The sequence below is a fragment of the Azospirillum sp. Marseille-Q6669 genome (assembly GCF_965111635.1).
On the sequence record NZ_CBCOOP010000004.1, the window covers coordinates 227,441 to 248,653 of the forward strand.

Sequence of the window (21,213 nt, forward strand, 5' to 3'; positions counted from 1 at the left end):
CGGCCCGCAACATAGGGACGTCCGGAAAATCGCCAAGCTCCACAATGCCTGCGAAAACATGCTGAAAGGGAGGGTTCTGCAATGAGCGACGCCTTTTCCGTGAAACTTGATCACCAGCCCCGCCTCGCCGACGTCCAGCCGCTCGGCGGACAGCAAGCCTTACGGCTGATGGAAGCGGAGGCCACCCTGGAACGCGGTCCCCGCGTGACCAGGGCGCAGAGCTTCGAGGGGCGGCCGGGGTACAAGACGGACTTCCTCGGCAAGTTCGACGTTCCGCTGCCGGTGCCGCAGGGCGCACGGACACGGGACGTGCTGCCGGTGGAGGGGCGCAGCGACAACCGGTTGGAGTACCAGCACTTCTCCATCGTCATGTCGGCGTCGCGCCGCATGGCCATGTTCGTCGCGTGCAACATCGACGGCTCCACGTCGAAGAAGATCGACCGTGGCGACGACCAGTGGTCCTATGACGGCCGCATCCCGCTGGAGGCGCAGATCGGCGAGGAACTGTACGCCGGCAACGACCTCGACCGCGGGCACCTCGTGCGGCGCGAGGACCCGAACTGGGGAACCGAAAAGACGGCGGGGACCGCCAACGAGGACACCTTCCACTTCACCAACTGCTCACCGCAGATGGGCGCGTTCAACCAGCGGACCTGGCTGGGGCTGGAGAACTATATCCTGGAGAACACGCGGCGCTGGAATGACCGCGTGACGGTCTTTACCGGTCCGACCTTCCGCGATGACGACCCGACCTATCGCGGCGTGCGCATCCCGCTGTCCTACTGGAAGGTGGTGGCGTTCGTCCACGACGACGGTCGCCCGTCCGCCACCGCCTATGTGGTGGACCAGTCCAAGGAGCTGCGGACGCTGGAGGCGGCGTTCGGCCGCTACAAGACCTACCAGCGCAGCGTCCGCTCCATCGAGCAGGCGACCGGCCTGAGCTTCGGCACGCTCAGCCAATACGACGCCGTCTCCAACGAAGAGCGCGCCACCGGAACGCGCATCGAACTGGAAGTCCGGCAACTCGGCGCGATCCGCGTGTGACCACGCCCGAGGCCAGGTACCCCTTGAAGGAGGAAATCCCATGACCAACACGAATCATTGGTGCTTTGCCTGGATGCCCGAGCTGGCGACGTCGGGGAAGTCGAGGGGCGCGCTGCTGAAGGCGAACATGTGGAAACCGGGAGATGTCATCACTGTGTCGTTCCTTGATGGCGACCCGGACCTGCAGAAGCGGGTGCGCGACGTGGCGCGCGAATGGACGACCAGTAAGCGCGCCAACCTCACGCTCGATTTCCGGGAAGGCCCGGACATGATGATTCGCATTTCCTTCCGGTACCGCGGTTCCTGGTCCACGGTGGGGCGGGGATGCCTGCAGATCACCGACAAAACACAACCGACCATGAATTACGGATGGCTGAAGCCGGATTCGGACGACGTGGAGTTGCGGCGGGTCGTGCTTCACGAATTCGGCCACGCCCTGGGCATGATCCACGAGCATCAAAATCCGGACGGAGCCATCGACTGGGACCGGGAGGCGGTGCGAGCCGACCTCTCGGGGCCGCCCAACAACTGGGACGACGCGACCATCGAACGCAACATGTTCGAGGCTTTCAAGGAGGAAGAAGTCAACGCCACCAAGGTCGATCCGCATTCGATCATGATGTACGTCATCCCCACTCACTGGACCCGGAACGGCATTTCCGCCGGGCTCAACGACGATCTTTCCCCAATGGATGAGAAATTCATCCACGCTCAGTATCCCTTCTGACAGGGCGGTGCCATGACGGACACGGACTGGGCGCTGGTGGTCGGGCTCGGCAACTATCCCGCGCTGGGAGGATTGGATGGTCCCGAAAACGACGTGCAGGACTTCGCCGGCTGGCTGATCGACGGGGCGGGCGTCCCCGACTGCCGGATCCGGCGGGTGCTGTCGTCGCAGCACCCCCCCGCTCAATCCGCCGCCAACGCCAAGCCGGCCGAAGAGGAGATCATCCGGTTCTTCGACGAAATGGGCGACTTGGCCGAAGCCAACGAGGCAGCCGGCAAAGGCTTCAGAGTCGGCCGCCGGCTGTACCTGTACCTGAGCGGCCACGGCTTCGCCGCCGGCCTGGAGGATGCTGCGCTGCTGACCGCCAACGCGACCCAGTTCCGTGTGAACCATCACGTGCTGGGTCGCAGCTGGGCGGACTGGTTCTACAGGGCGGGAGTGTTCGATGAGGTGCTGCTGTTCATGGACTGCTGCCGGGAAGCCTATCGCAGGCCGCCGCTGAATCTGGCGACATTTCCGGAAATGAATGGGCCGGACGTGACCACGCGCGGGCGGCGCTTTTACGGGTTCGCCACCAAGTGGTCTCGCGCCGCCCGCGAGCGGATGATGCCGGATGGAAAGATCCATGGCGTCTTCACCACTGCGCTGCTCGAAGGGCTTAGGGGAGCCGCGGCGCACCCGCAGACGGGCGAAGTCACCGCGGCGACGCTGAAGAGCTACCTTTACAACAACATGCAGCATTTCCTGAGCGAGGGGGACCGGAAGGACCCCGATCTCGCCAAGGAACCCGATCTGTTCTTTTCGGGTTGCGATGATACGGCGTATGTGATCGTCAAGGTTCCGGTGCCCGACTTCCCGGTCCAGATCGCCGTGCGGGAGCCGTTGGTCGGGCAGCCGCTGCGGATCTTCGACAGCGCCTTGCAGGAGGTGGACAGCACCGCAGCGGCGGAAGCCCTCTGGAATGTCCGCCTCAAGCGCGGGAACTACATGATTCTCGGGCCGGGCGGCAGGGAAGCCATGTTCGAAGTGAGCGGCGTCACGCTAATGGCCGATGCGGGAGGACCCCATGTCCAAGTCTGACGGAACGGCCCTTCCTTCGTCCGAAGACGGCGGGCGGTGCGTGGAACTCCACGTGTCGGCCGAACCCGGGGCTGAGATCGTCGTGCTCGACGGCGCGCTGTTGCTGAGGGAGCACGCGGTGGGCGAGCTGCATACGAGCCTGCCACGCGGTATCTATAAGCTCAGGATCCTGACCGGCCGCACCGTCGAGGAGCAGTTCCTGGTTCTCGAAGACGAGCCGGTCGAGCGCTCCATCGCGCCCATGTCCATCGCGTCTCCGATACCCCTCCCGGAAACCCGACCGGAGGACGAGACGCACGCCCTGAAGGCCGCCCAGGAATGCCGCACGGTCCATGTCGCCGCCGGAACGGGGAGTTCGATCTTCCTGTTTGCCCGGGGCCGAAGCGAGGAGGAGGTGCGACGAGGAGCCACGACCCATCCGGCAGCGGGGCTCGAACTGCGCACAGTCGACGGCCACCCGGTCGCTGAGTTCGAGCAGCACGCCACGGTGGGTGACGAGGGGGGGCCGTGGGCAGCCTGCCGGGTCGAACTCGATCCTGGAATATTTCGGCTGAGGGTGAATTATCCCGATCATACGGCCATCGAGCAGGCCGTCGTCGCGCTTCGAGGATGGCAGACCCAGTTGTTCTTGCAGCAGCCCTGCCGCAGTGACGCGAACGATGCGTCGCACCTGTGCGACCCGTCGAAGGCTGCGGTCATCCTGGCGCGGGGCGGCGGCTTCGACCCGAGATCTCCGGTGCATCGCACCGTCGAGGTCGCCAGGGCGGCGCTTCGGGACCGGCGGCAGGTCTTGGGCGGCCAGCTTCGGAATATGCTGGAGGGCAAGTTCGAGGATCCCATGCTCGGCATCTTCGCCGGCCATCTGCTGCTGCGGGCAAGAGAGCGGGACGGAGAGTTGCTGAGAACTGTGGTGGGAAACCTGCGCGCCATCCTGGGGGAACCGCACCCCGACGTGGAGGCGCTGGCCCTGGCTATCGGGATGCCGAGCAAATACCGCTTCGACGCACCGCCGATGCTCGCCGCCAGTTGGGCGCTGGTCGTCCAGGCGTCGATCCGGAATCCGGACCTGGTGCCGTCCGACCGTCTGTCCGGCCGGATCGCGTCGCGCATCTTCGCCAGCTCCTTGTGGCTGCGGTGGGATGAAACGGATGAGGACGCCGAGGATCTGCTGAAGATCGCGCTGAGTTCCCTGATGCAGGGGGCTCGGCGGCAATGGCGCCACGCACAGGCGGAAGGCGTGCCGGCAGCGGCAGCCTTCCTGGGCGCGTCGGTCAACTTCCTGGGCATCACCGCATCCGCGGTGAAGGAAGCCGCTATCGAGAATTACGTGAAACGGCTCGGGATCCCTAGGGCACAGGTCGAGGCCCTGATCGAACAGGTGCGGAAGGAAATCCTGGATAGGAAAAAATGACCGGGCACCAACCGCTGTCTTTTGCGTTGTGTGGATGGGGGGACCGCACCCACGCGGCTCCCCCTGCGGTCGGTGGAGCGCCGTATGGCCACCTTTACTCCGAACGGAATTGTATGGTTTCATCGGCGTGCGTTCCAGGAGTCCGACCGGTGTTCGCTGAGGGTACTTGATGAGGGTCGCCATGACCGAGCATGACAACAACCTGCGGTCTTTTCTCGCCCTGCTTCCCAGGATTCTGGAGAGGCACCAGGGCGAGTTCGCCCTGATGCACGGCGGCGAAATCGTCGACTATTTCCGGGATGCTGGTACAGCCTATCAGCACGGCCTCCGCCTCTACGAGAGCGAGGGACGATTTTCGATTCAGAAGGTCATGAAGATGCCGGCCGACCTTGGGTACGCGTCCCATGTCTTGCTTGACCAGCACTTATAGCTCGTCCCAGCTGCCCAGCCTCTCCGTCGAAGTCGCCCGCCCACATCAGGCGCAGGGAGCGGCGTTTTTGGCGCTGATCGACACCGGTGCGAGCGTGACCTGCGTTTCGCCGCGCGTTGCCCGCATCCTTGGGCTGGTCAGTCAGGGGCACATGCAGGTCGTTCAGCTCGGCGCTCCCGCGACGGTGAACGCCTACATCGTAAATTTCTCAATTCTGTTTCCCGACGGCTTCCTCTTCAGCTGTCCCTTTCGGTACGTCCTCGAACTGGCGAGCCTGCATTCGCATGATGTGCTCATCGGGTGCGACGTGCTGTCCAGCGATCCCTCCATCCGCGTGACGTTCGACGGAAAGGGAAACTTCACGTTCTGCGTCTGATCCGGGCGTACGCAGGCCGGCACGGGCGAAGGAGGATCACGATGACCCACTGGATTCTCAAGGACGGGATCCTGCGTGCGGGCCGGTTCTCGGTGTCGTTCCGCAGGACGCTGCGGGTTCCGGACGACGGCCGCACTTACCCTTTGCCGCCCAATCTTGGCCCTTTGCCGCTATTCCCCATTGACCGACTGCGCGAAGGCGTTCCCGACGCTTGGCGGCAGGAGGGCGGCTTTCTGCTGCCGCTGCATCGGGCGGAAGCCATGTGGATCGCGCTTGGCGGCGCTTGGTGGAAGCCGAACGCTGTGAAGGTGGGGTTAGGCAGCATCGACGCGCTGACTGGGGAACCCTGGGACGCGCGACTCGGCCAAGCTCCGCAAAACTACTTGGTGGTGCCGGACCAGCCTTGGCTGGACGGCATCAATGTGGGTCAGGACCGCATCCGCCAGTTCATCGCCGTGCCGCTGGGCAGCGGCCTCTCCATCGAAGCGCAACTGGCGCCGGGCGATGAGCGGGGCGGGTTGCGGATCCTCGTCTACGAGCCGAAGCCACGGCTGTTTCCCGACCGACCGCCGACGGATGATCCGGGTGCACTCACCCAGGCGTCGCCGCAGGGCATGGCCGTGGGGGCCGGTGGATGGATACGCCAGCGCGTCTATCAGGACCGTTACGGCCTCCACTGTTGGGAGCCCGAGCCGGCAAGCCGGTTGAGCGTTCATCTTGTCGCCGCCGAACACTATGCAGCGTTGACGGGAGAGGTCGCCCTACCGATGCCCGTCTCGGCCAAAACCTATGCGGACCATGGACTGCCCTGGTTCGATCTTTATGACGAGGGTCGCGAGGGCGTAGCCGGCTCGGAGCAGCTGGCCTCCGTCGAAGGCGTCCGCAAACGGCAGCAAGAGCTGGACGGCGAACCGCCCGTCGACGAGGAGTCGCTGTCCTTAGCGCCCGGCACGATACGCCGCCTGCACCTTCACTGAGAAGCGCATCCGCTGTCGGCGTGCCAGCGTTGGTGCAGGAGCATCGTCAAGTTGTTGGGCGGGAGCCGAGGATTGGGCGAGCTTGACAGCGAACAGGACAGGTGCGGGCTATGCGGCTTGCTTGATGCCGCAGACGTCGTGCCACATCTCGACGGCGCGGGCCCACTCGGCACGGTAGTCGGTTGCGGGCCTCAGGTGGCGGGGCAGGAGGAAGAGGTTGTTGATCGGATCGTGAGTGGACAGGAAGCGCTGGGCGTGCCGGGCCGACTTGAACCGCTTCATCTGACGTTCCCATGACAGGAGTCTTACCATGCCAGAGCCATCCTCGCCTCACCAGAGTGTCTTGCCCGAGTCAATTAGAGCTTCTATTGCTGGCGCCGCTCTTATGGAGAAGGCAGCGGTCGACATTCTTTCCGGTGCCACTAGAAATGAGCGAGATCGGCTTCTAATGCTAAGTCTTTTGGGTCTCCTCATCGCAGCTGGGTATGATGGCGCGGCACCCAGCAAGATTACGCTTTTCGGGATCGATCTTTCTGTAAAAACTGGATGGATATTTCCATCTGGACTATGTTTTGTTATTGCTTATTTGGCAACAAGTTTTTCAATCATGCATTTTACTGATGGGCGCCGCTGGAAAGCGCTTCGATTGTTCCATGGTCAGCAATTATTAGAGGTAATATTTGCTATACGGCAAGCGTTTCTCGACAGCGAAGAGCGCACCTACGAATTAGCTGGACTTCTTGAGAAAATAAGGCCTGGTCCGAATGCTACATATGATGATGTGATGTCAACTCAAAAAGAGTGGAATGCCATATTTGAGAATCTAAAAGCCAATGATATCGAAAATGAGCGGCTGTCGCATCTTCTTAATAATGCCTGCGTACCAATATCATCTCTGGCAACAATTCAGAAGATTCAGTTGGCGGTCAATTTTGCCGCTCCCTTACTTTTGTCTGCTTTATCCGTAATTTCACTTGTAACATCTCTAATGATTCGGGGATAACTAGTGCTTGATACCTCTTTGATCCAGAAGCCGCTATTTTGAAAGAGATGAAATGCACCGTGACGACTGGGGTAACTGGGAACCTTGGCACCAGCTGAGCAGTCTTGATTGGACGCTGCCTGACCTGAAGTCTTCTGGGTCCTATATGATTGCCACGAACAGCCCGATCAGCAGGCTGAAGGGCAGCGATAAACACGGCATCCTCACCATCGGCAAAGCCAGCGTGTTGAAAACAAGGATCTGGACCTTTTGGTGCGGCATCATGAAGAATGCCGAGAGTTCGGCCATCATCGCGGGTCACATGGCCGGCGTGCGGTACCAGACCTATGGTTTGCGCGAGCAGTTCCCCCTCGCCATGCTGCACGTCAGTTGGATCGCCCTGCCCGACACCGATGCCGCGGCGGATGAGGAAGCGTCCCAAGTGGACGAATACATTCGACAGCATTTGGAACCGCCCCCGCTGAACTACTGCGTTCCGCGCGCCCGCAGCTTCCGCTAACGATCCAGAAAGCCCCCCTCCTCTTCGGAGCCCCACATGTCGCAGTCGCACACCAGGTTGCCCGCCGGCCGGCTCATCAAGGCCGAGTTTGAGTTCCGCCTTCCGGTGGACGCCACCCACGTGCAGATCGAGGAGTGGGTGCGCTTCGAGGCGCTGAAGGTCGGCACTTTGGCCGCCACGAACCCGCTCGTCCGTCACGAGCTGGAGGGCTTCACGGGGACCGTGCTGCTGACCGACACCGCGATGCAGGGCCGCGTCGAGGAGTTCGACCACAAGCCGGCGGAGGGTGGCGGGACCGAGTACAAGGTGCGCTACGTCCGCCCCCCCACCTGACTCTGAAATACGCCAGACCACCAGAAGCTTGACCATGCACGCGACTGACCTCGCCACCTCAGAGCTTCGCCCTGGCTCCGACGTCGCGCTGATCGAGAGCTTACCGATCGAGGATCTCACGCAGGCACGACGCGACAGCCAAGCCCTGTTTGCATTGCTTGGCCTTTGGACGGTGGATGCCTTCGGCCAAGTCAAGCGCATCGTCGGATTCCGCCGGCAGCGCGGGCGCAACGCCGGATGGGTTGTCGCCGTCGAGACCTCGAACCTTGCCGGCATGCTGGCCGTTGGTGATGTACGTTCCGCTGTTCTCGCGATGCTCACCGGCCGCGCCGATTGCGACATCGAGTGGTCCGAGTACGTGGTCTGGAAGATCGCGTATCGGCTGATGGAACAGGGGTTGGTGCTGTGCCAGCACCTCGCCGATGCCGTGTGCGTCGCCAGGGCACGGCGCTATTGGCACCATCCCTTCGAAATGTCGGGTTCGGGACCATTGTGGTGCCGCGCCGACCGGCAGGAGGCCCGGCTGCGACGTCTGATAACTCTCCGCCGCGCCATCCGTGCAGGCTTGCCCTCAAACGTCGTCGAGATGCTGCGGGAGTACCTGGAAGATCGTGCCCCGAGGCGTGGTGTCTGAGGGGGCGTAGGTGCTGTTCGGCGAGTTGAAGCCGCCGGTCTACTCCACTGCAATCGGCAGCGGGTCAGCGGTGTGAGGGTGGCACAGCTCGGTCAGGCTTTCCATGGTCATGTAGCGCCGGCACACCGCCCACTCGTCGTGTTGCTCCAGCAGCAAGGCGCCAACCAGCCTGCGAACCGCCCCCTCGCCAGGGAAGATACCAACGACGTTGGTGCGCCGCTTGATCTCGCCATTCAGGCGTTCCAGAGGGTTCGTGCTGTGCAGCTTGGTGCGCAGATCCTTCGGGTAGGCCATGTAGGCCAGCACGTCGAACTCCGCCTCGTCCATCAGCGCCGCCAGCTTGGAAAAGCGCGGCCGCAGGCTGTCGGCGACCCGGCGCCACTGCTCGTGCGCCGCCTCGGCGGTCTCCTGGGCAAAGGCGGTGCGGATGGTGGCGGCGACCATCGTCTGGTGCGCCTTGCCGACGCAGGCCAAGAGATTCCGCATGCAATGAACTCGACAGCGCTGGAGGGTCGCGCCCAGCACCTTGGAGGCGGCGGCCTTCAGCCCGAGATGCGCGTCGGCGATCATCAGCTTCACACCCCGCAGCCCCCGGCGGGTGAGCGAGCGCAGGAAGTCGCTCCAGAAGGTCTCCGCCTCCGACAGCCCAAGGCCGAGCCCCAGCACCTCGCGCCGGCCGTCGGTGTTGACGCCGATCGCCAGTATGGCGGCGAGCGAGACGATGCGGCCGTCCTGGCGCACCTTCACATACGTCGCGTCCAGCCACACGAACGGCCAGTCGCCCTCCAGCGGGCGGGTCAGGAAGGCGTGGACCCGCTCGTCGATCTTCTCGCACAGGCGGCTGACCTGGCTCTTGGAGATACCGGTCATGCCCATCGCCTTGACCAAGTCATCGACGTTGCGCGTGGAGATGCCCTGCACGTACGCCTCCTGGATCACGGCGATCAGCGCCTTCTCCGCTGTGCGCCGCGGCTCCAGGAAAGCCGGGAAGTAGGAGCCGCGTCGCAGCTTGGGGATGCGCAGATCGATGGCGCCGGCGCGGGTCTCCCAGGTTCGCTCGCGGTAGCCGTTGCGCTTGGTCAACCGCTCGTCCGAGCGCTCGCCGTAACCGGCGCCGGTCAACGCCTCGACCTCCAACTCCATCAGGCGCTGAGCGGCGAAGCCGACCATCTCGCGCAGGAAGTCGGCGTCGGCGCTCTTTCCAATCAGTTCGTGAAGAGCGATCCTGTCCCCGGTCATCGTGTCACTCCGTCTCGGTTGATGGCCGTCAAGCAACCTCAACTTAGCCGAAGAGCACGGTGGCCGCCCGCTCCCGGACGGCTGGCCCGCCTGCGCCAGCTATGGGGACCGCTCCGGCGGGCCAGCCTCACGTCTCAGACACCACTCGGCGGGACACGGCCGCATGTTGTTCCGCATGTTCTTGCGCCCCAGCCGGTCGCCGAAATGCCCAAACAGCACGCCGCCCAGAGGGCGGGCCAGGAAGCCGACTGCGAAGGAGCCGAACGAGAACAGCGTCCCGACCAGTTCATCGAAAACCGGAAAGAACAATTTGTTGAAGATGAGCGCCGAAGCGACCCCGTAGATGAGGAAATCGTAGAACTCGATCGCGGTGCCGATCGTGCTCGCCCAGATGGTTTTCCGTTGGCTCGACCCGTTGCCCAAGGAAGCCTCGCATGCGTTTGCCGTTGAATAGACGCCGGGTGGAGGGGCCATACGGCCGGCGGATGAACACGTCCGGTGCCTGCCGACCGTATCAGAGATGCCCGACCGCACGGATGACCGACGGCAACGCCGCGATGCGGTCGGCCCAGCCCAGCAGCCGGCCCAATCCGCCGGCCCCCTCGAGCAGCCCCCGGCGCATCCGCACAACCGGAAAGAGCGCCAGATCGGCGAGCGACAACTCGTCGGCCAGGAAGTCCCGGCCGGTGAGCCGCGTCTCGCATCCCCGCATGATGTTGAGCAGGCGCCCTTCCAGGAAGGCGGTGGTCGCAGGGGTGGCGTCCGGAACATCGCGTCCGACGTAGAGGAGGGCGGCGCTGGCCGGGTTGGCGTCGCTGACCGCCAGCATGAACCATTGCAGCGCCGCCAGCCGGCGGCGCGGATCCGGCGGGATCAGGCGCCCGGTCCGTTCCGCGACGTGCAGCATGATCGCTCCCGACTGAGACAGGACGATCGGCTCTCCGTCCGGTGGTCGATCATTACCGGCACCGCGCCCACCGGATTCAGGGCCAGGAATTCGGGGGTCCTGTGCTCGTTGCGCAGAAGGTCGAGCTTGTGCTTGCGGAAGGCCGATCCGCCTTCCTCAAGAGCGATCAAGGCTCGCAGGCTGTTGCCGGAATTGGCGGAATAGAGGTCGATCATGCGTCCTGCCCCACAAGTCCCAGGAAGGCGGCAGCCGGCGCCGGGGTCCCGGTACCGTCTCCGGGAGTGCCGCCGCGTTCGTCCATGATGCGGTCGAGACAGGCGTCGGCTTCCGCGAAGGCCTTGGACCGGCTCTTGGGCGATGGCAGGTAATGGTTGAAATAACGGGCGCCTTCGGTCAGCGGCCCCAGCACCCACAGGCGCGGCTGCGGCCGGCCGGCCCTGTCCAGGGGGTGGCTGTCGGGGTCGATGTCGATGCCGCTGGCAAGCCTGAGCTCACGACGCGGAAGACCTGGCGAGCCGGGGCCGTCAGTCACGCGACGGCGAGCATGTCCCGCGGGGCGGTCATCATCGACTTGATCAGGGGTGATCGACGCGATGATGGCGCTTCGCACGATGCTTGAGAAGAACACCCGTCGAGCGCCGTGCCGCCCTGGTCGAGGTGGTGCTCTCCAACGGTCGCGTGCTGCACATTGCCGAGGGCATCGCCCCCGCCACGTTGCGTCGGCTGGTCGGCGGGCACCGTCAACTTGTCGCAGATGGCGGTTCGGGAGGACGCGGATTGGCCACGGACGTCCTGGCTCGGGCGGTCACACGGCCAGCCGCGCGCTGGCGACCTCAGCCCAGATGGCAAAATAGCCTGGGTACGTGCACCACACTTGGTTGGGCTACTCAATGGCCAGATCACAAAGCATGTTCAGAGTTCAATCATTCACGCATTGAACATCATTAATCAGGCAGCATTACAGTGCGTATTAAGAATTTTAGCCGCAATCCCCGCCATAAATTGAGTGTAGTGCCATAACTCCTAATGAAGGGACGGATTAGTCAGTATGGAAGTCTTTCATCGACAATGCCCTTTGCATAATATGGGTATGTCTGGTCGCGTTCCGCGCATGATTATTACGTTAACATTCCCGTACGACCGCTTGCAATGACCGAGGCTCCTGGCGGCGTACCGGAGCCTCTCGAGACGTCCATCGCCTTGGGCGTGTTCGGCCTCGCCTCGGTTCCCATGGTTCCGGACGCGTTCGAAACGGTTGCCCTAATTCGCGGTGGTTAAGCGAACCCTCTGAAATCGAAAGTCATATCTTCATGAGACTGTGGGTACGCAAAATCGCAAGGAGAATGATCACGCTGCTCGCCGTGAGCGCTGTCGTTCTTCTTCTTGTGCGCGCCTATGACTCGCAACGTGGCCTGCCACTGGAGATTTGGCACACCTTCGTCCCGCAGGAACTGCACAGGAAGGATCTGGAGAGCAGCGGCTGGACCGAATACATGAAGACAGAGGCCGCCATCTTCGACAGTGTTCGGGCGGAAGTCACCCAGAAACTGCCCCCGGGAGAGCGTGTCCCGGTCAACCGGTATTTCGATGGAAGCCCGATCTACCCTGGGCAGTTCTCGCGGGACTGGAACCGTTCCTATGTGCTCGAACCCGACGGTCCGGTCAAAGGGGCGGTGCTGTTCCTTCACGGTCTGACCGATTCCCCTTACAGCCTTCGTCACATCGCCCGTCTTTATCAAGCGTACGGCTTCGTCGCCATCGCCATCCGGTTGCCCGGACACGGCACGGTTCCCGCGGGCCTGGCGGATATCGAGTGGGAGGATTGGTTGGCGGCCACCCGGTTGGCGGCGCGGGAAGCGCAGCGGCGCATCGCTCCGGACCAACCGTTTCACGTGGTCGGCTTCTCGAACGGTGGCGCGCTTGCGATGATGTACGCGCTCGACGCCCTCGACGACGCCCGGCTGAAGCGCCCCGACCGCATCGTTCTGATCTCGCCGATGGTCGGGATCACCGCATTCGCGCGCTTCGCCGGGCTGGCCGGCTTGCCCGCGATCTTCCCCCCATTCGCGAAAGCCGCCTGGCTCGGCGTGGTGCCGGAATTCAATCCCTTCAAGTACAACTCGTTTCCGGTCAATGGCGCGCGGCAGTCGCATCTGCTGACATCGGCTCTTCAGGGCCGGGTCGCGAACCTTGCGGGCCATGGCCGGCTGGACGGCCTTCCCCCGATCCTCACCTTCCAATCCGTGATGGATTTCACCGTCAGCACGCGCGCCATCCTGTCCGGGTTGTACGCCCACCTGCCGGCCAACGGCAGCGAACTCGTGCTGTTCGACGTGAACCGCAACACCAAGTTCGGTCCGCTCCTGAGTTCAGCGTCCGACACCATGCTGGCGCGTATCCTGCCCGATCCACCCCGCCGGTTCAGAACCACGATCATCACCAACGCCGATGCGGAGCGCCCCGATGTGGTCGCGCGCACGATGGAGGCCGGCACCGAGACGGAACAGGTGCAGGAATTGGGGCTGGTCTATCCCTTCGACGTCTATTCGCTCTCGCACGTCGCCCTTCCTTTTCCGACGACCGATTCCCTTTACGGCTTGCACCCCGATCCCACCGAGGATTTCGGCATCCATCTGGGCGCGGTGGCCGCACGGGGAGAGCGTGGAGCGCTGATCGTCAGCATGGATGCCCTGCTCCGCATGTCGTCCAACCCCTTCTTCCCCTACCTGCTGGGGCGGATCGAGGAAACCCTGGCCCATGAAGCGTCCGGGGAAACGTCCGGACACCCCTTGCCCAACGACCGGTCCCCCTGAACACCCTGGAAGGCGGTGAAGACATGGCCACCAAGAAGGTCGCGATCGCTTGCCAGGGCGGAGGAACGCACGCCGCGTTCACCTGGGGCGTCCTGAAAACCATCCTGACGACGAAGCAGCGCTGGGACGAGACCCCGCGGGACGGCGACACCTTCGACATCGTCGCGATCAGCGGCACATCGGCGGGTGCGCTGTGTGCGTTGGCGGCTTGGTACGGCCTCGCCCCGAACACCGCAGACACGGCGTGCGGCACCATCCCCAAGGCCGTCGAGCGCCTGGACTTCCTGTGGACGACCTTCGCCGCGACCACCCCGGCCGAGACCGCCCACAACCATCTGGTCGCCACCCTTCTGGGGTGGAAATCGCAGGGGCTGCCGCTGCCGGCGTCCAACCCCTATTCCGCCATCGGTCAACTTGGACTTGCCGGCCTCAACATGATGGGAGCCCGCTGGCAGTATCTTGGATTCCCGGAGTTGCTGAAGGACCTGTGTCCGCATTTCGACGCGATCGATTGGCCACGGGTGGCCGAAGCCGACATCCGGATTCTCGCCGGCGCCATCGAGGTGCTCAGCGGCAACTTCGAGGTGTTCGATTCCAACAAGACCCTCGAACAGATGGGCCTGCGGCCGGACGGCCGGGAGATCAACCAGTACGACATCACCCGCTGGCGCATGCGCCGGGCGATCTCGCTCGACGGCGTGGCGGCGTCGGGAACGCTTCCGGAGGTCATGCCCGCGCAGGTCATCCCCGGCATGGTGTTTCCGACCTGCGTGCCGGGCCGGACCGTTACCCGCAACGGCTATTATTGGGATGGCCTGTATTCGCGCAATCCGCCGGTGCGCGACCTTCTCGACGCCCGGGTGAAGGACGAGAAGCCGGACGAGGTCTGGATCGTGCGCATCAACCCCCAGGAGTTCCATCCCGCCTCCCCGAACATCGGCCTCGAGGACATCCGGGACCGGGAGAACGATCTGGCCGGCAACCTGTCGCTCAACCAGGAACTGGACGCCATCATGACGATCAACCAGTGGATCGAGCGGTACGGGAACGAGCGTCCGCCGCTGGACACCCACAAGATCGTCGCGGTCCGGACCATCAAGATGACCCGCGACACCGCCTGGGGCCTCAAGCACACCTCGAAGTTCAACCGCTGCCCGGACTACTTCGCGACGCTTCGCGAGGAAGGGCGAACCGTCACCGAAGGGTGGCTGGCGGACTGGCGAAGGCTCGGCAAGGACTTTCCCCGCTATCCCTACGACGCGCGCTACCCCGAGCCGGTCCCGCCGCCTTCGCACGGAGCCCCCTAAGCAGGCCCCCACGGAGCCACCGACATGATCGATCTCGCCTTCGTCCTCGTCGCGCTCGCGCTGCTCATCTTCCTGGCCTATCGCGGCATGACCCTGCTGATCGCGGCTCCCGCGGCCGCTCTGCTCGCCGCCCTGCTGACCGGCGGCCTGCCGATCCTCGGCGCCTACACCCAGATCTTCATGACCAACGCCGGCTCCTTCATCATCGCCTTCTTTCCCCTGTTCATGCTTGGGGCGATCTTCGGCAAGCTGATGGACGACACCGGGTCGGCGCGATCCCTCGCCCGGCTGGTCAGCGGCCGGCTGGGGCCGGACCGCGCGGTCGTGTCGGTGGTGCTGTGTTGCGCCGTCCTGACCTACGGCGGCGTTTCGGCCTTCGTCGTCGCCTTCGCGATCTACCCGGTGGCCGCCGCCCTGTTCCGCGACGCCGACATTCCGAAGCGGCTGATACCGGGCGCCCTGGCGCTGGGCGCCTTCACCTTCACCATGTCCGCCCTGCCGGGAACGCCGGCAATCCAGAACGCGATCCCGATGCCCTTCCTGGGCACCACGGCCTTCGCCGCGCCGGGTCTCGGGATCGTAACAGGGATCGTGATGTTCGTTTTGGGTGTCCTGTGGCTGGACCGCCGGGCCGCCACCGCGAAAGCCTCCGGCGAGGGGTACGGCGACCATGTCGACAGCACTCCGGTGCTGGACCGCGCGGCGCGCGAACGCGCGCAGTGCGAAGGGTTCGACATCGCCGAACTCTCCGCCGAACCCGCCCCGCAGGGACGCGCCGACACGGAGGGTTTGCCCCCCGCCGCGCTGGCCGTGCTGCCGATCGTCGTGGTCATCGCCAGCAACTTTCTGTTCGTCCAGGTCGTCGCCCCACGGATGGACACCACCTTCCTCGCCGAGCCGCGGTTCGGGGCAACGACCATCGAGGCCGTGCGCGGCGTGTGGGCGGTCATCGTGGCGCTGTTCCTCGCCATCCTTCTTCTCATCGCCGGCAACTGGAACCGCCTGGACGATCTGGGCACGAGCCTGGACAGGGGCGCCGACGCTTCGGTCCTGCCGATCTTCAGCACGGCGAGCCTCGTCGGTTTCGGCGCGGTGATCGCCGCCCTTCCGGTCTTCGGGACGATCAGCCAGGCCGTTCTGGCCATCGGCGGCGGCAACCCCCTGGTGTCTGTCGCGGCGTCGGTGGCGGTTCTGTCCGCGATGACCGGCTCGGCGTCCGGCGGCATGAGCATCGCGCTCGACGCGCTTGGGCCGACCTTCGTGGATATGGCGCAGGCGTCCGGCTTTTCGCTCGACGTGATGCACCGGGTGACGGCGGTCGCCTCGGGTGCACTCGACGCGCTGCCACACAACGGCGCCGTCATCACGCTGCTCACCGTCTGTAGGCTCAACCATCGCGACTCCTATGGCGACGTCTTCGTCGTCGCAGCCGCCATACCGATGCTCGCTCTGGTCGTCCTGATCGCCCTGGCCAGCCTGCTCAAACGCCTCGGATTCTAGGACACGCATCACATCGGGATTGCCGGACGCCGCAAGAATGGGGGAATCCGTGAACCACAATCGAGCCGAACGCACACGCTGCCGATGGGCTCTGCTCGCCGTCGCACCGTCGATCCTGCTCGCGGCATGCGGTTCCGGCGAGGAATCCGTCGTGGACCCGGTGCGCCCCGTGCGGGTGGTGACGGTCACCAAGCACGAGGGCGGCGAGACCCTGTCGTTGTCCGGCCAGATCCAGGCGCAGGACGAGGTCAGCCTCGCGTTCCGCATCGACGGGCGGATGATCGAGCGTCTGGTGAATGTCGGCGATCAGGTCGAAGCGGGGCAAGCCATCGCGCGCCTGGACCCCGAACCGGCACGCAACGCCCTGAGAATGGCGCAGGCGAACCTGAGCGCCGCCATGGGGCAGCAGACGCTGGCACGCAACGACTACGAACGGCAGGAAACCCTCCTGGGCCAGGGTTGGACCACCCGCGCCCGCTACGACACCGCGGCGCAGGCGCTGAAGGCCGCGGCGGCGCAGGTCGATTCGGCGCAGGCGCAGTTCGACACCGCGCAGGATCACCTGAGCTACACGGAGCTGGTGGCCGACGGTCCCGGCACGGTCACCGCCCGCGGCGCCGAACCCGGCGAGGTGGTGGCGGCCGGTCGCATGATCGTGCATCTGGCCCGCCGGGACGGGCGCGACGCCGTTTTCGACGTTCCGGCACCGGTGTTCCGGATTGCCCCCGCCAACACGGTCGTCACGGTGGCTCTGGCCTCCGACCCCGCGGTGCAGACCATGGGGCGCGTGCGCGAGGTGGCACCGCAGGCCGACCCGGTGACCCGCACCTTCACGGTCCGGGTCGGCCTTCAGGACCCTCCCGACACGATGCGCCTCGGCTCGACGGTCAACGGCTCGATCCAGACCGGCGGCGTGGGCGGTTTCGAGATTCCCGCAACGGCCCTGACGCAGGCGAACCGGCAGCCGGCGGTCTGGATCGTCGATCAGGCGACAAGCACCGTCGCGTTGCGCAACATCGACCTCGAACGCTACGACCTCGCCCGCGTCATCGTCGCGCGCGGCCTCGAAGCCGACGAGGTCGTGGTCACCGCAGGCGTGCAGGCGTTGCGCCCGGGGCAGAAGGTCCGCATGCTCGGGGCCGGGCCATGAGCGGCTTCAATCTCTCCGCCTGGGCGATCCGGAACCGCTCCCTGGTCCTCTTCCTGATGATCGGGGTCGTCCTGGCTGGAACCCTCGCGTTCCTGAAGCTCGGCCGGGCGGAGGACCCGGCCTTCACCATCCGCACCATGGTGGTGCAGGCGCAGTGGCCGGGCGCCACCTTGGACGAGACACTCCAGCAGGTGACCGAGCGGATCGAACGGACGCTGCAGGAGGTGCCGAACCTCGACACGCTGCGCAGCTACACGGTTCCCGGAACGACCGTGATCTTCGTCGATCTGGTCGGCAGCACCCAGGGCCGCGCGGTGAGCGACACCTGGTACGAGGTGCGCAAGAGGGTCGGCGACATGCGCCACACCCTTCCGCAGGGCGTCCTCGGCCCCGGCTTCAACGATGACTTCGGCGACACCTTCGGCATCATCTACGGCTTCACCGCCGACGGGTTCACGCACCGCGAACTGCGCGACGCCGTCGAAGACGTCCGTTCACGCCTGCTGCTGATCCCGGACGTCTCGAAGATCGAGCTTCTGGGCGAGCAGGACGAGCGCGTCTACGTGGATTTCTCGCTGGAGACGCTGGCCGGGCTGGGGGTCGAGCCCGGCGCCCTGATCGCCGCGCTGCAGGCGCAGAACGCGGTGCGCCCGGCCGGCGTGCTGCGCACCGGCAAGGAAGCGCTGTCCCTGCAGGTCTCGGGCGCCTTCGCGTCGGAGCAGGACATCCTCGACGTCAATTTCGTGGCCGGGGGGCGCATGCTGCGCCTGCGCGATCTGGCCGAGGTGCGACGCGATCTGGCCGATCCGCCCCAGCCGCTGTTCCGGGTGAACGGCGAGCCGGCGATCGGGCTCGCCATCGCGATGCGTCCGGGCGGCGACATCCTCGCCCTGGGCCGGAACGTCTCGGCGGCGATGGCGCGCATCGGCGCCGGCCTGCCGATGGGGATCGAAGCGCATCTGGTGGCCGATCAGGCGCGCACGGTCGACGAGGCGATCTCCGACTTCATCACGTCGCTGTGGCAGGCCGTCGTCATCGTGCTGATCGTCAGCTTCGTCGCACTCGGCCTGCGCGCGGGCGCCATCGTCGCGATCACGATTCCCTTGACGCTGGCCATCGTCTTCGCCGCGATGGATCTGCTCGGCATCGACCTCCAGCGCATCTCGCTGGGCGCGCTGATCATCGCGCTCGCCCTGCTGGTGGACGACGCCATGACCACCATCGACGCGATGACCCGGCGGCTTGCCGCCGGCGACCGGATGGAGGTCGCCGCCGTGTATCCCTACAAGGCCCTGGCCGTCGCGATGCTGTCCGGCACGCTGGTGACCATCGCGGGTTTCGTGCCGATCGGATTCGCGCAGAGTTCCGCCGGCGAATACACCTTCTCCATCTTCGCCGTCGTGGGCGTCGCGCTGATCGCGTCGTGGCTCGTCGCGACCGTCTTCGCGCCCGTCCTGGGCATGATGCTGCTGCGGCCGCCCAAGCCGGGGCGGGGCGGAGAGCCCGGCGTCGTGCTGCGGCTGTACCGCCGCGTTCTGGGCGCGGCGATCCAATTCCGCGGGCTGACGATCGCGACGACGCTCGGCCTGTTCGTCGCCGCGATCCTGGCGCTCGGTCTCGTTCCGCGGCAGTTCTTTCCACCGTCGGACCGGGTCGAGCTTCTGATCGATCTCCGCCTGCCGCAGAACGCCTCGATCCACGCCACGCGCGAGGCGGTCGAGCGGTTCGACGCGCTGCTGGCCAAGGAGACGGGGGTCGCGCGCTGGAGCAGCTATGCCGGACGCGGCGCGATCCGCTTCTACCTGCCGCTGAACGTCCAACTCGCCAACCCCTTCGTCGGCCAGACGGTGGTCGTGACCACGGACATCGCGGCACGCGAACGGCTGCAATCCCGCCTGGAATCCCTGCTGGCCGAAGAATTCCCGGACGCCGTCGCCCGCGTATACCCGCTGGAACTCGGGCCGCCCGTGGGGTGGCCGCTGCAGTACCGCGTCGTGGGGCCGGACCCGAGCGAGGTGCGCGAGATCGCGATGAAGCTCGCGCAGGTCGTCGCGACCTTTCCCGAGACGCGACGGATCAACTTCGACTGGATGGAAACCGCCCGCAAATTGCAGGTGCGGATCGACCAGGACGAAGCACGGCGCCTGGGCCTGAGTTCGGCCGCCGTCGCCACCATGCTGAACGCCGCCGTCTCGGGAAGCCCCGTCACGCCGATCCGCGACGGGATCTATCTGATCGACGTTCTGGCGCGGGATGCCCGCGGGCAGACCCTGTCGGTGGAAACGCTGCGCAGCCTGCCGGTGTCCCTGCCGAGCGGGCGGAGCGTTCCGCTGAACCAGCTGGCGTCCTTCGGCTACGCCCAGGATCTTCCGCTCGTCTGGCGGCGCGGGCGCCAGCCGACGCTGACGCTGCAGGCGGACGTGGCGCCCGGCGTCCCACCGGAATCGGCCATTGACGCCTTGGCGCCCCGGATCGCCGACCTGTCGGCCACCCTGCTGCCGGAATACCGCATCGAGGTCGGCGGAATCGCGGAGGAAAGCGCCAAAAGCCGCGCGTCGGTCTTCGCCGTCATCCCATTGATGCTGCTGCTCGTACTGACCGTTCTGATGGTCCAGCTCCGGAGCTTCCAGCGTCTGGCGATTGTGCTGAGCGTGGTGCCGCTCGGTCTGATCGGCGTCGTCCTGGCGCTGCTGGCCTCCGGTCAGCCGCTCGGCTTCGTCGCCATATTGGGGGTCCTCGCGCTCGTCGGCATGATCGCGAAGAACGCGGTGATCCTGATCGAGCAGATCGAGGCGGAGCGGGCCGCCGGACGAGCCGTCCCGGACGCCGTGGTCGAAGCCTGCGGTTCCCGGTTCCGCCCGATCATGCTGACCGCCGCCTCCACCGTGCTCGGCCTCATCCCCATTGCCTTCACCGTGTTCTGGGGTGCGATGGCCTTCGCGATCATGGGCGGCCTTCTCGTCGCGTCGCTGCTGACGCTCGTCTTCCTTCCGACGCTCTATGTGGCGTGGTTCAGCCGCCGCGAGACGGTGCGCAAGCCAGCTTCGGCTCGTCCATCGGCGGTGTGACCGCCCTGGGACATTCGGTCTTGAACGTGGGAGATGAGGATGCCGGTGGAGACGAAGAACGACGTCATCGACATCAGGCTCTGCCACCTGTCGCAATTGTTCGACAGCGTCGATCCGTCGCCGTTCCGCGAAGGCACTCTGACGTCGGGCGCCGAGGAGTATTTCCTGAGACGGGTGAAGGAACTGCCCGTCAATCAGCCGGTTCGCATCGTGATCCGTCTTCCGGCCGAGGAGATGACGCGGTGTCCGCCGTTCGATGTCGCCGCCGCGCTGACCGGCCATTTCGCGGCCTGTGCTGCCGGCGAGGCGAAAAGGAATCGCGAGTCGATCCGAACGTGGCGCCAAGCAGCCTTGATCGGCTTTGTCGTGCTGTCCATCTGCCTTTTTCTTGCTTGGCAGATCTCCAACAATTTTCCGGCTCGCCCGATGACCCGTATTTTACAAGAAAGTTTTGTTATCCTCGGCTGGGTATCGGTCTGGAAGCCCATCGAGACCTTTCTTTACGAGTTGCTGCCGCCGGGAAAGCGCCGTCGCCAGCACCTGTTGCTTCGTCTTTCGTCCGCCGAAGTCGTTGTAAGCTGGTCTCCGTTTCCCGGACAGAATTGCAGCTGAAGTAGGCCTGGTTCCGGTTCCTGTTATGCCGCGACACTGATCTGGTCCGATGTGCCCTGGTGGGTTTTGCCGAGGTTCTGGCGCTGGACGCCGGGGCGGGCGG

23 protein-coding genes are annotated in these 21,213 nt (G+C 65.1%); 17 read left to right on the forward strand and 6 right to left on the reverse strand.

Annotated elements, in window-relative coordinates; genetic code table 11:
* Positions 1-81 precede the first annotated feature (81 nt).
* The 7 genes from ACWPXE_RS22425 (at position 82) to ACWPXE_RS22455 (ending at position 6,045) form a co-directional block, all read left to right on the forward strand.
* Entirely contained in the window at positions 82-1,044 is a 963-nt protein-coding gene (locus ACWPXE_RS22425; RefSeq protein ID WP_454019558.1) for a DNA/RNA non-specific endonuclease, read from the forward strand.
* A gap of 40 nt (positions 1,045-1,084) precedes the next feature.
* Positions 1,085-1,771: a hypothetical protein gene (locus ACWPXE_RS22430; protein ID WP_454019559.1), complete on the forward strand. Its 687-nt coding sequence runs from the start codon at positions 1,085-1,087 to the stop codon at positions 1,769-1,771.
* A 12-nt stretch (positions 1,772-1,783) separates the two neighbouring features.
* A complete protein-coding gene (locus ACWPXE_RS22435; protein ID WP_454019560.1) occupies positions 1,784-2,851 on the forward strand; it encodes a hypothetical protein in 1,068 nt (355 codons plus the stop codon).
* Positions 2,838-4,262: a hypothetical protein gene (locus ACWPXE_RS22440; RefSeq protein WP_454019561.1), complete on the forward strand. Its 1,425-nt coding sequence runs from the start codon at positions 2,838-2,840 to the stop codon at positions 4,260-4,262. The genes ACWPXE_RS22435 and ACWPXE_RS22440 overlap by 14 nt, the downstream gene beginning before the upstream one ends.
* A gap of 181 nt (positions 4,263-4,443) precedes the next feature.
* Positions 4,444-4,692: a hypothetical protein gene (locus tag ACWPXE_RS22445; RefSeq protein WP_454019562.1), complete on the forward strand. Its 249-nt coding sequence runs from the start codon at positions 4,444-4,446 to the stop codon at positions 4,690-4,692.
* Positions 4,693-4,759: 67 nt separating this feature from the next.
* On the forward strand, positions 4,760-5,068 hold the full coding sequence (locus ACWPXE_RS22450) for a retropepsin-like aspartic protease (protein ID WP_454019563.1): 309 nt from the start codon (positions 4,760-4,762) through the stop codon (positions 5,066-5,068).
* Positions 5,069-5,109: 41 nt separating this feature from the next.
* Entirely contained in the window at positions 5,110-6,045 is a 936-nt protein-coding gene (locus ACWPXE_RS22455) for a hypothetical protein (protein WP_454019564.1), read from the forward strand.
* A 108-nt stretch (positions 6,046-6,153) separates the two neighbouring features.
* On the opposite strand, the gene ACWPXE_RS22460 is transcribed toward ACWPXE_RS22455, so the two are convergent.
* Positions 6,154-6,327 (reverse strand): hypothetical protein, encoded by a 174-nt coding sequence (locus tag ACWPXE_RS22460; protein WP_454019565.1) that lies wholly within the window; start codon positions 6,325-6,327, stop codon positions 6,154-6,156.
* 28 nt (positions 6,328-6,355) lie between these two features.
* On the opposite strand from ACWPXE_RS22460, the gene ACWPXE_RS22465 reads away from it, so the two are divergent.
* The 4 genes from ACWPXE_RS22465 to ACWPXE_RS22480 are packed head-to-tail and all read left to right on the forward strand — an operon-like array spanning position 6,356 to position 8,514.
* Positions 6,356-7,048, forward strand: coding sequence for a hypothetical protein (locus tag ACWPXE_RS22465; protein ID WP_454019566.1), 693 nt, complete (start codon positions 6,356-6,358; stop codon positions 7,046-7,048).
* Between the two features lie 52 nt (positions 7,049-7,100).
* Positions 7,101-7,547, forward strand: a complete 447-nt coding sequence (locus ACWPXE_RS22470; RefSeq protein ID WP_454019567.1) for a hypothetical protein — start codon at positions 7,101-7,103, stop codon at positions 7,545-7,547.
* A 36-nt stretch (positions 7,548-7,583) separates the two neighbouring features.
* Positions 7,584-7,880 (forward strand): hypothetical protein, encoded by a 297-nt coding sequence (locus ACWPXE_RS22475; RefSeq protein ID WP_454019568.1) that lies wholly within the window; start codon positions 7,584-7,586, stop codon positions 7,878-7,880.
* Between the two features lie 34 nt (positions 7,881-7,914).
* Positions 7,915-8,514, forward strand: coding sequence for a hypothetical protein (locus ACWPXE_RS22480; RefSeq protein ID WP_454019569.1), 600 nt, complete (start codon positions 7,915-7,917; stop codon positions 8,512-8,514).
* A 39-nt stretch (positions 8,515-8,553) separates the two neighbouring features.
* Here ACWPXE_RS22480 and ACWPXE_RS22485 read toward each other — a convergent pair whose 3' ends face one another.
* The 5 genes from ACWPXE_RS22485 to ACWPXE_RS22505 form a co-directional block, all read right to left on the reverse strand.
* Positions 8,554-9,753, reverse strand: a complete 1,200-nt coding sequence (locus ACWPXE_RS22485) for an IS256 family transposase (protein ID WP_454019570.1) — start codon at positions 9,751-9,753, stop codon at positions 8,554-8,556.
* Between the two features lie 99 nt (positions 9,754-9,852).
* Positions 9,853-10,176, reverse strand: a complete 324-nt coding sequence (locus tag ACWPXE_RS22490) for a hypothetical protein (protein WP_454019571.1) — start codon at positions 10,174-10,176, stop codon at positions 9,853-9,855.
* Between the two features lie 91 nt (positions 10,177-10,267).
* The gene (locus tag ACWPXE_RS22495) at positions 10,268-10,660 is read right to left on the reverse strand and encodes a glutathione S-transferase family protein (RefSeq protein ID WP_454019572.1); all 393 of its coding nucleotides are present in this window, start codon (positions 10,658-10,660) and stop codon (positions 10,268-10,270) included.
* Positions 10,627-10,875, reverse strand: coding sequence for a hypothetical protein (locus ACWPXE_RS22500; RefSeq protein ID WP_454019573.1), 249 nt, complete (start codon positions 10,873-10,875; stop codon positions 10,627-10,629). The genes ACWPXE_RS22495 and ACWPXE_RS22500 overlap by 34 nt, the downstream gene beginning before the upstream one ends.
* Positions 10,872-11,288, reverse strand: coding sequence for a hypothetical protein (locus ACWPXE_RS22505; RefSeq protein WP_454019574.1), 417 nt, complete (start codon positions 11,286-11,288; stop codon positions 10,872-10,874). The genes ACWPXE_RS22500 and ACWPXE_RS22505 overlap by 4 nt, the downstream gene beginning before the upstream one ends.
* A gap of 715 nt (positions 11,289-12,003) precedes the next feature.
* Here ACWPXE_RS22505 and ACWPXE_RS22510 point away from each other — a divergent pair.
* The 6 genes from ACWPXE_RS22510 to ACWPXE_RS22535 are packed head-to-tail and all read left to right on the forward strand — an operon-like array spanning position 12,004 to position 21,110.
* Positions 12,004-13,473, forward strand: coding sequence for an alpha/beta hydrolase (locus ACWPXE_RS22510; protein WP_454019575.1), 1,470 nt, complete (start codon positions 12,004-12,006; stop codon positions 13,471-13,473).
* Between the two features lie 23 nt (positions 13,474-13,496).
* On the forward strand, positions 13,497-14,780 hold the full coding sequence (locus tag ACWPXE_RS22515; protein ID WP_454019576.1) for a patatin-like phospholipase family protein: 1,284 nt from the start codon (positions 13,497-13,499) through the stop codon (positions 14,778-14,780).
* 24 nt (positions 14,781-14,804) lie between these two features.
* Positions 14,805-16,280 carry a GntP family permease gene (locus tag ACWPXE_RS22520; RefSeq protein ID WP_454019577.1) on the forward strand — a complete coding sequence of 492 codons (1,476 nt, stop codon included), beginning with the start codon at positions 14,805-14,807 and terminating at the stop codon, positions 16,278-16,280.
* Positions 16,281-16,329: 49 nt separating this feature from the next.
* A complete protein-coding gene (locus ACWPXE_RS22525; RefSeq protein ID WP_454019578.1) occupies positions 16,330-17,430 on the forward strand; it encodes an efflux RND transporter periplasmic adaptor subunit in 1,101 nt (366 codons plus the stop codon).
* Entirely contained in the window at positions 17,427-20,498 is a 3,072-nt protein-coding gene (locus ACWPXE_RS22530) for an efflux RND transporter permease subunit (RefSeq protein ID WP_454019579.1), read from the forward strand. Before ACWPXE_RS22525 ends, ACWPXE_RS22530 begins: the two co-directional genes overlap by 4 nt.
* A 39-nt stretch (positions 20,499-20,537) precedes the next feature.
* On the forward strand, positions 20,538-21,110 hold the full coding sequence (locus tag ACWPXE_RS22535) for a hypothetical protein (RefSeq protein ID WP_454019580.1): 573 nt from the start codon (positions 20,538-20,540) through the stop codon (positions 21,108-21,110).
* The last annotated feature ends 103 nt before the right edge of the window (positions 21,111-21,213 follow it).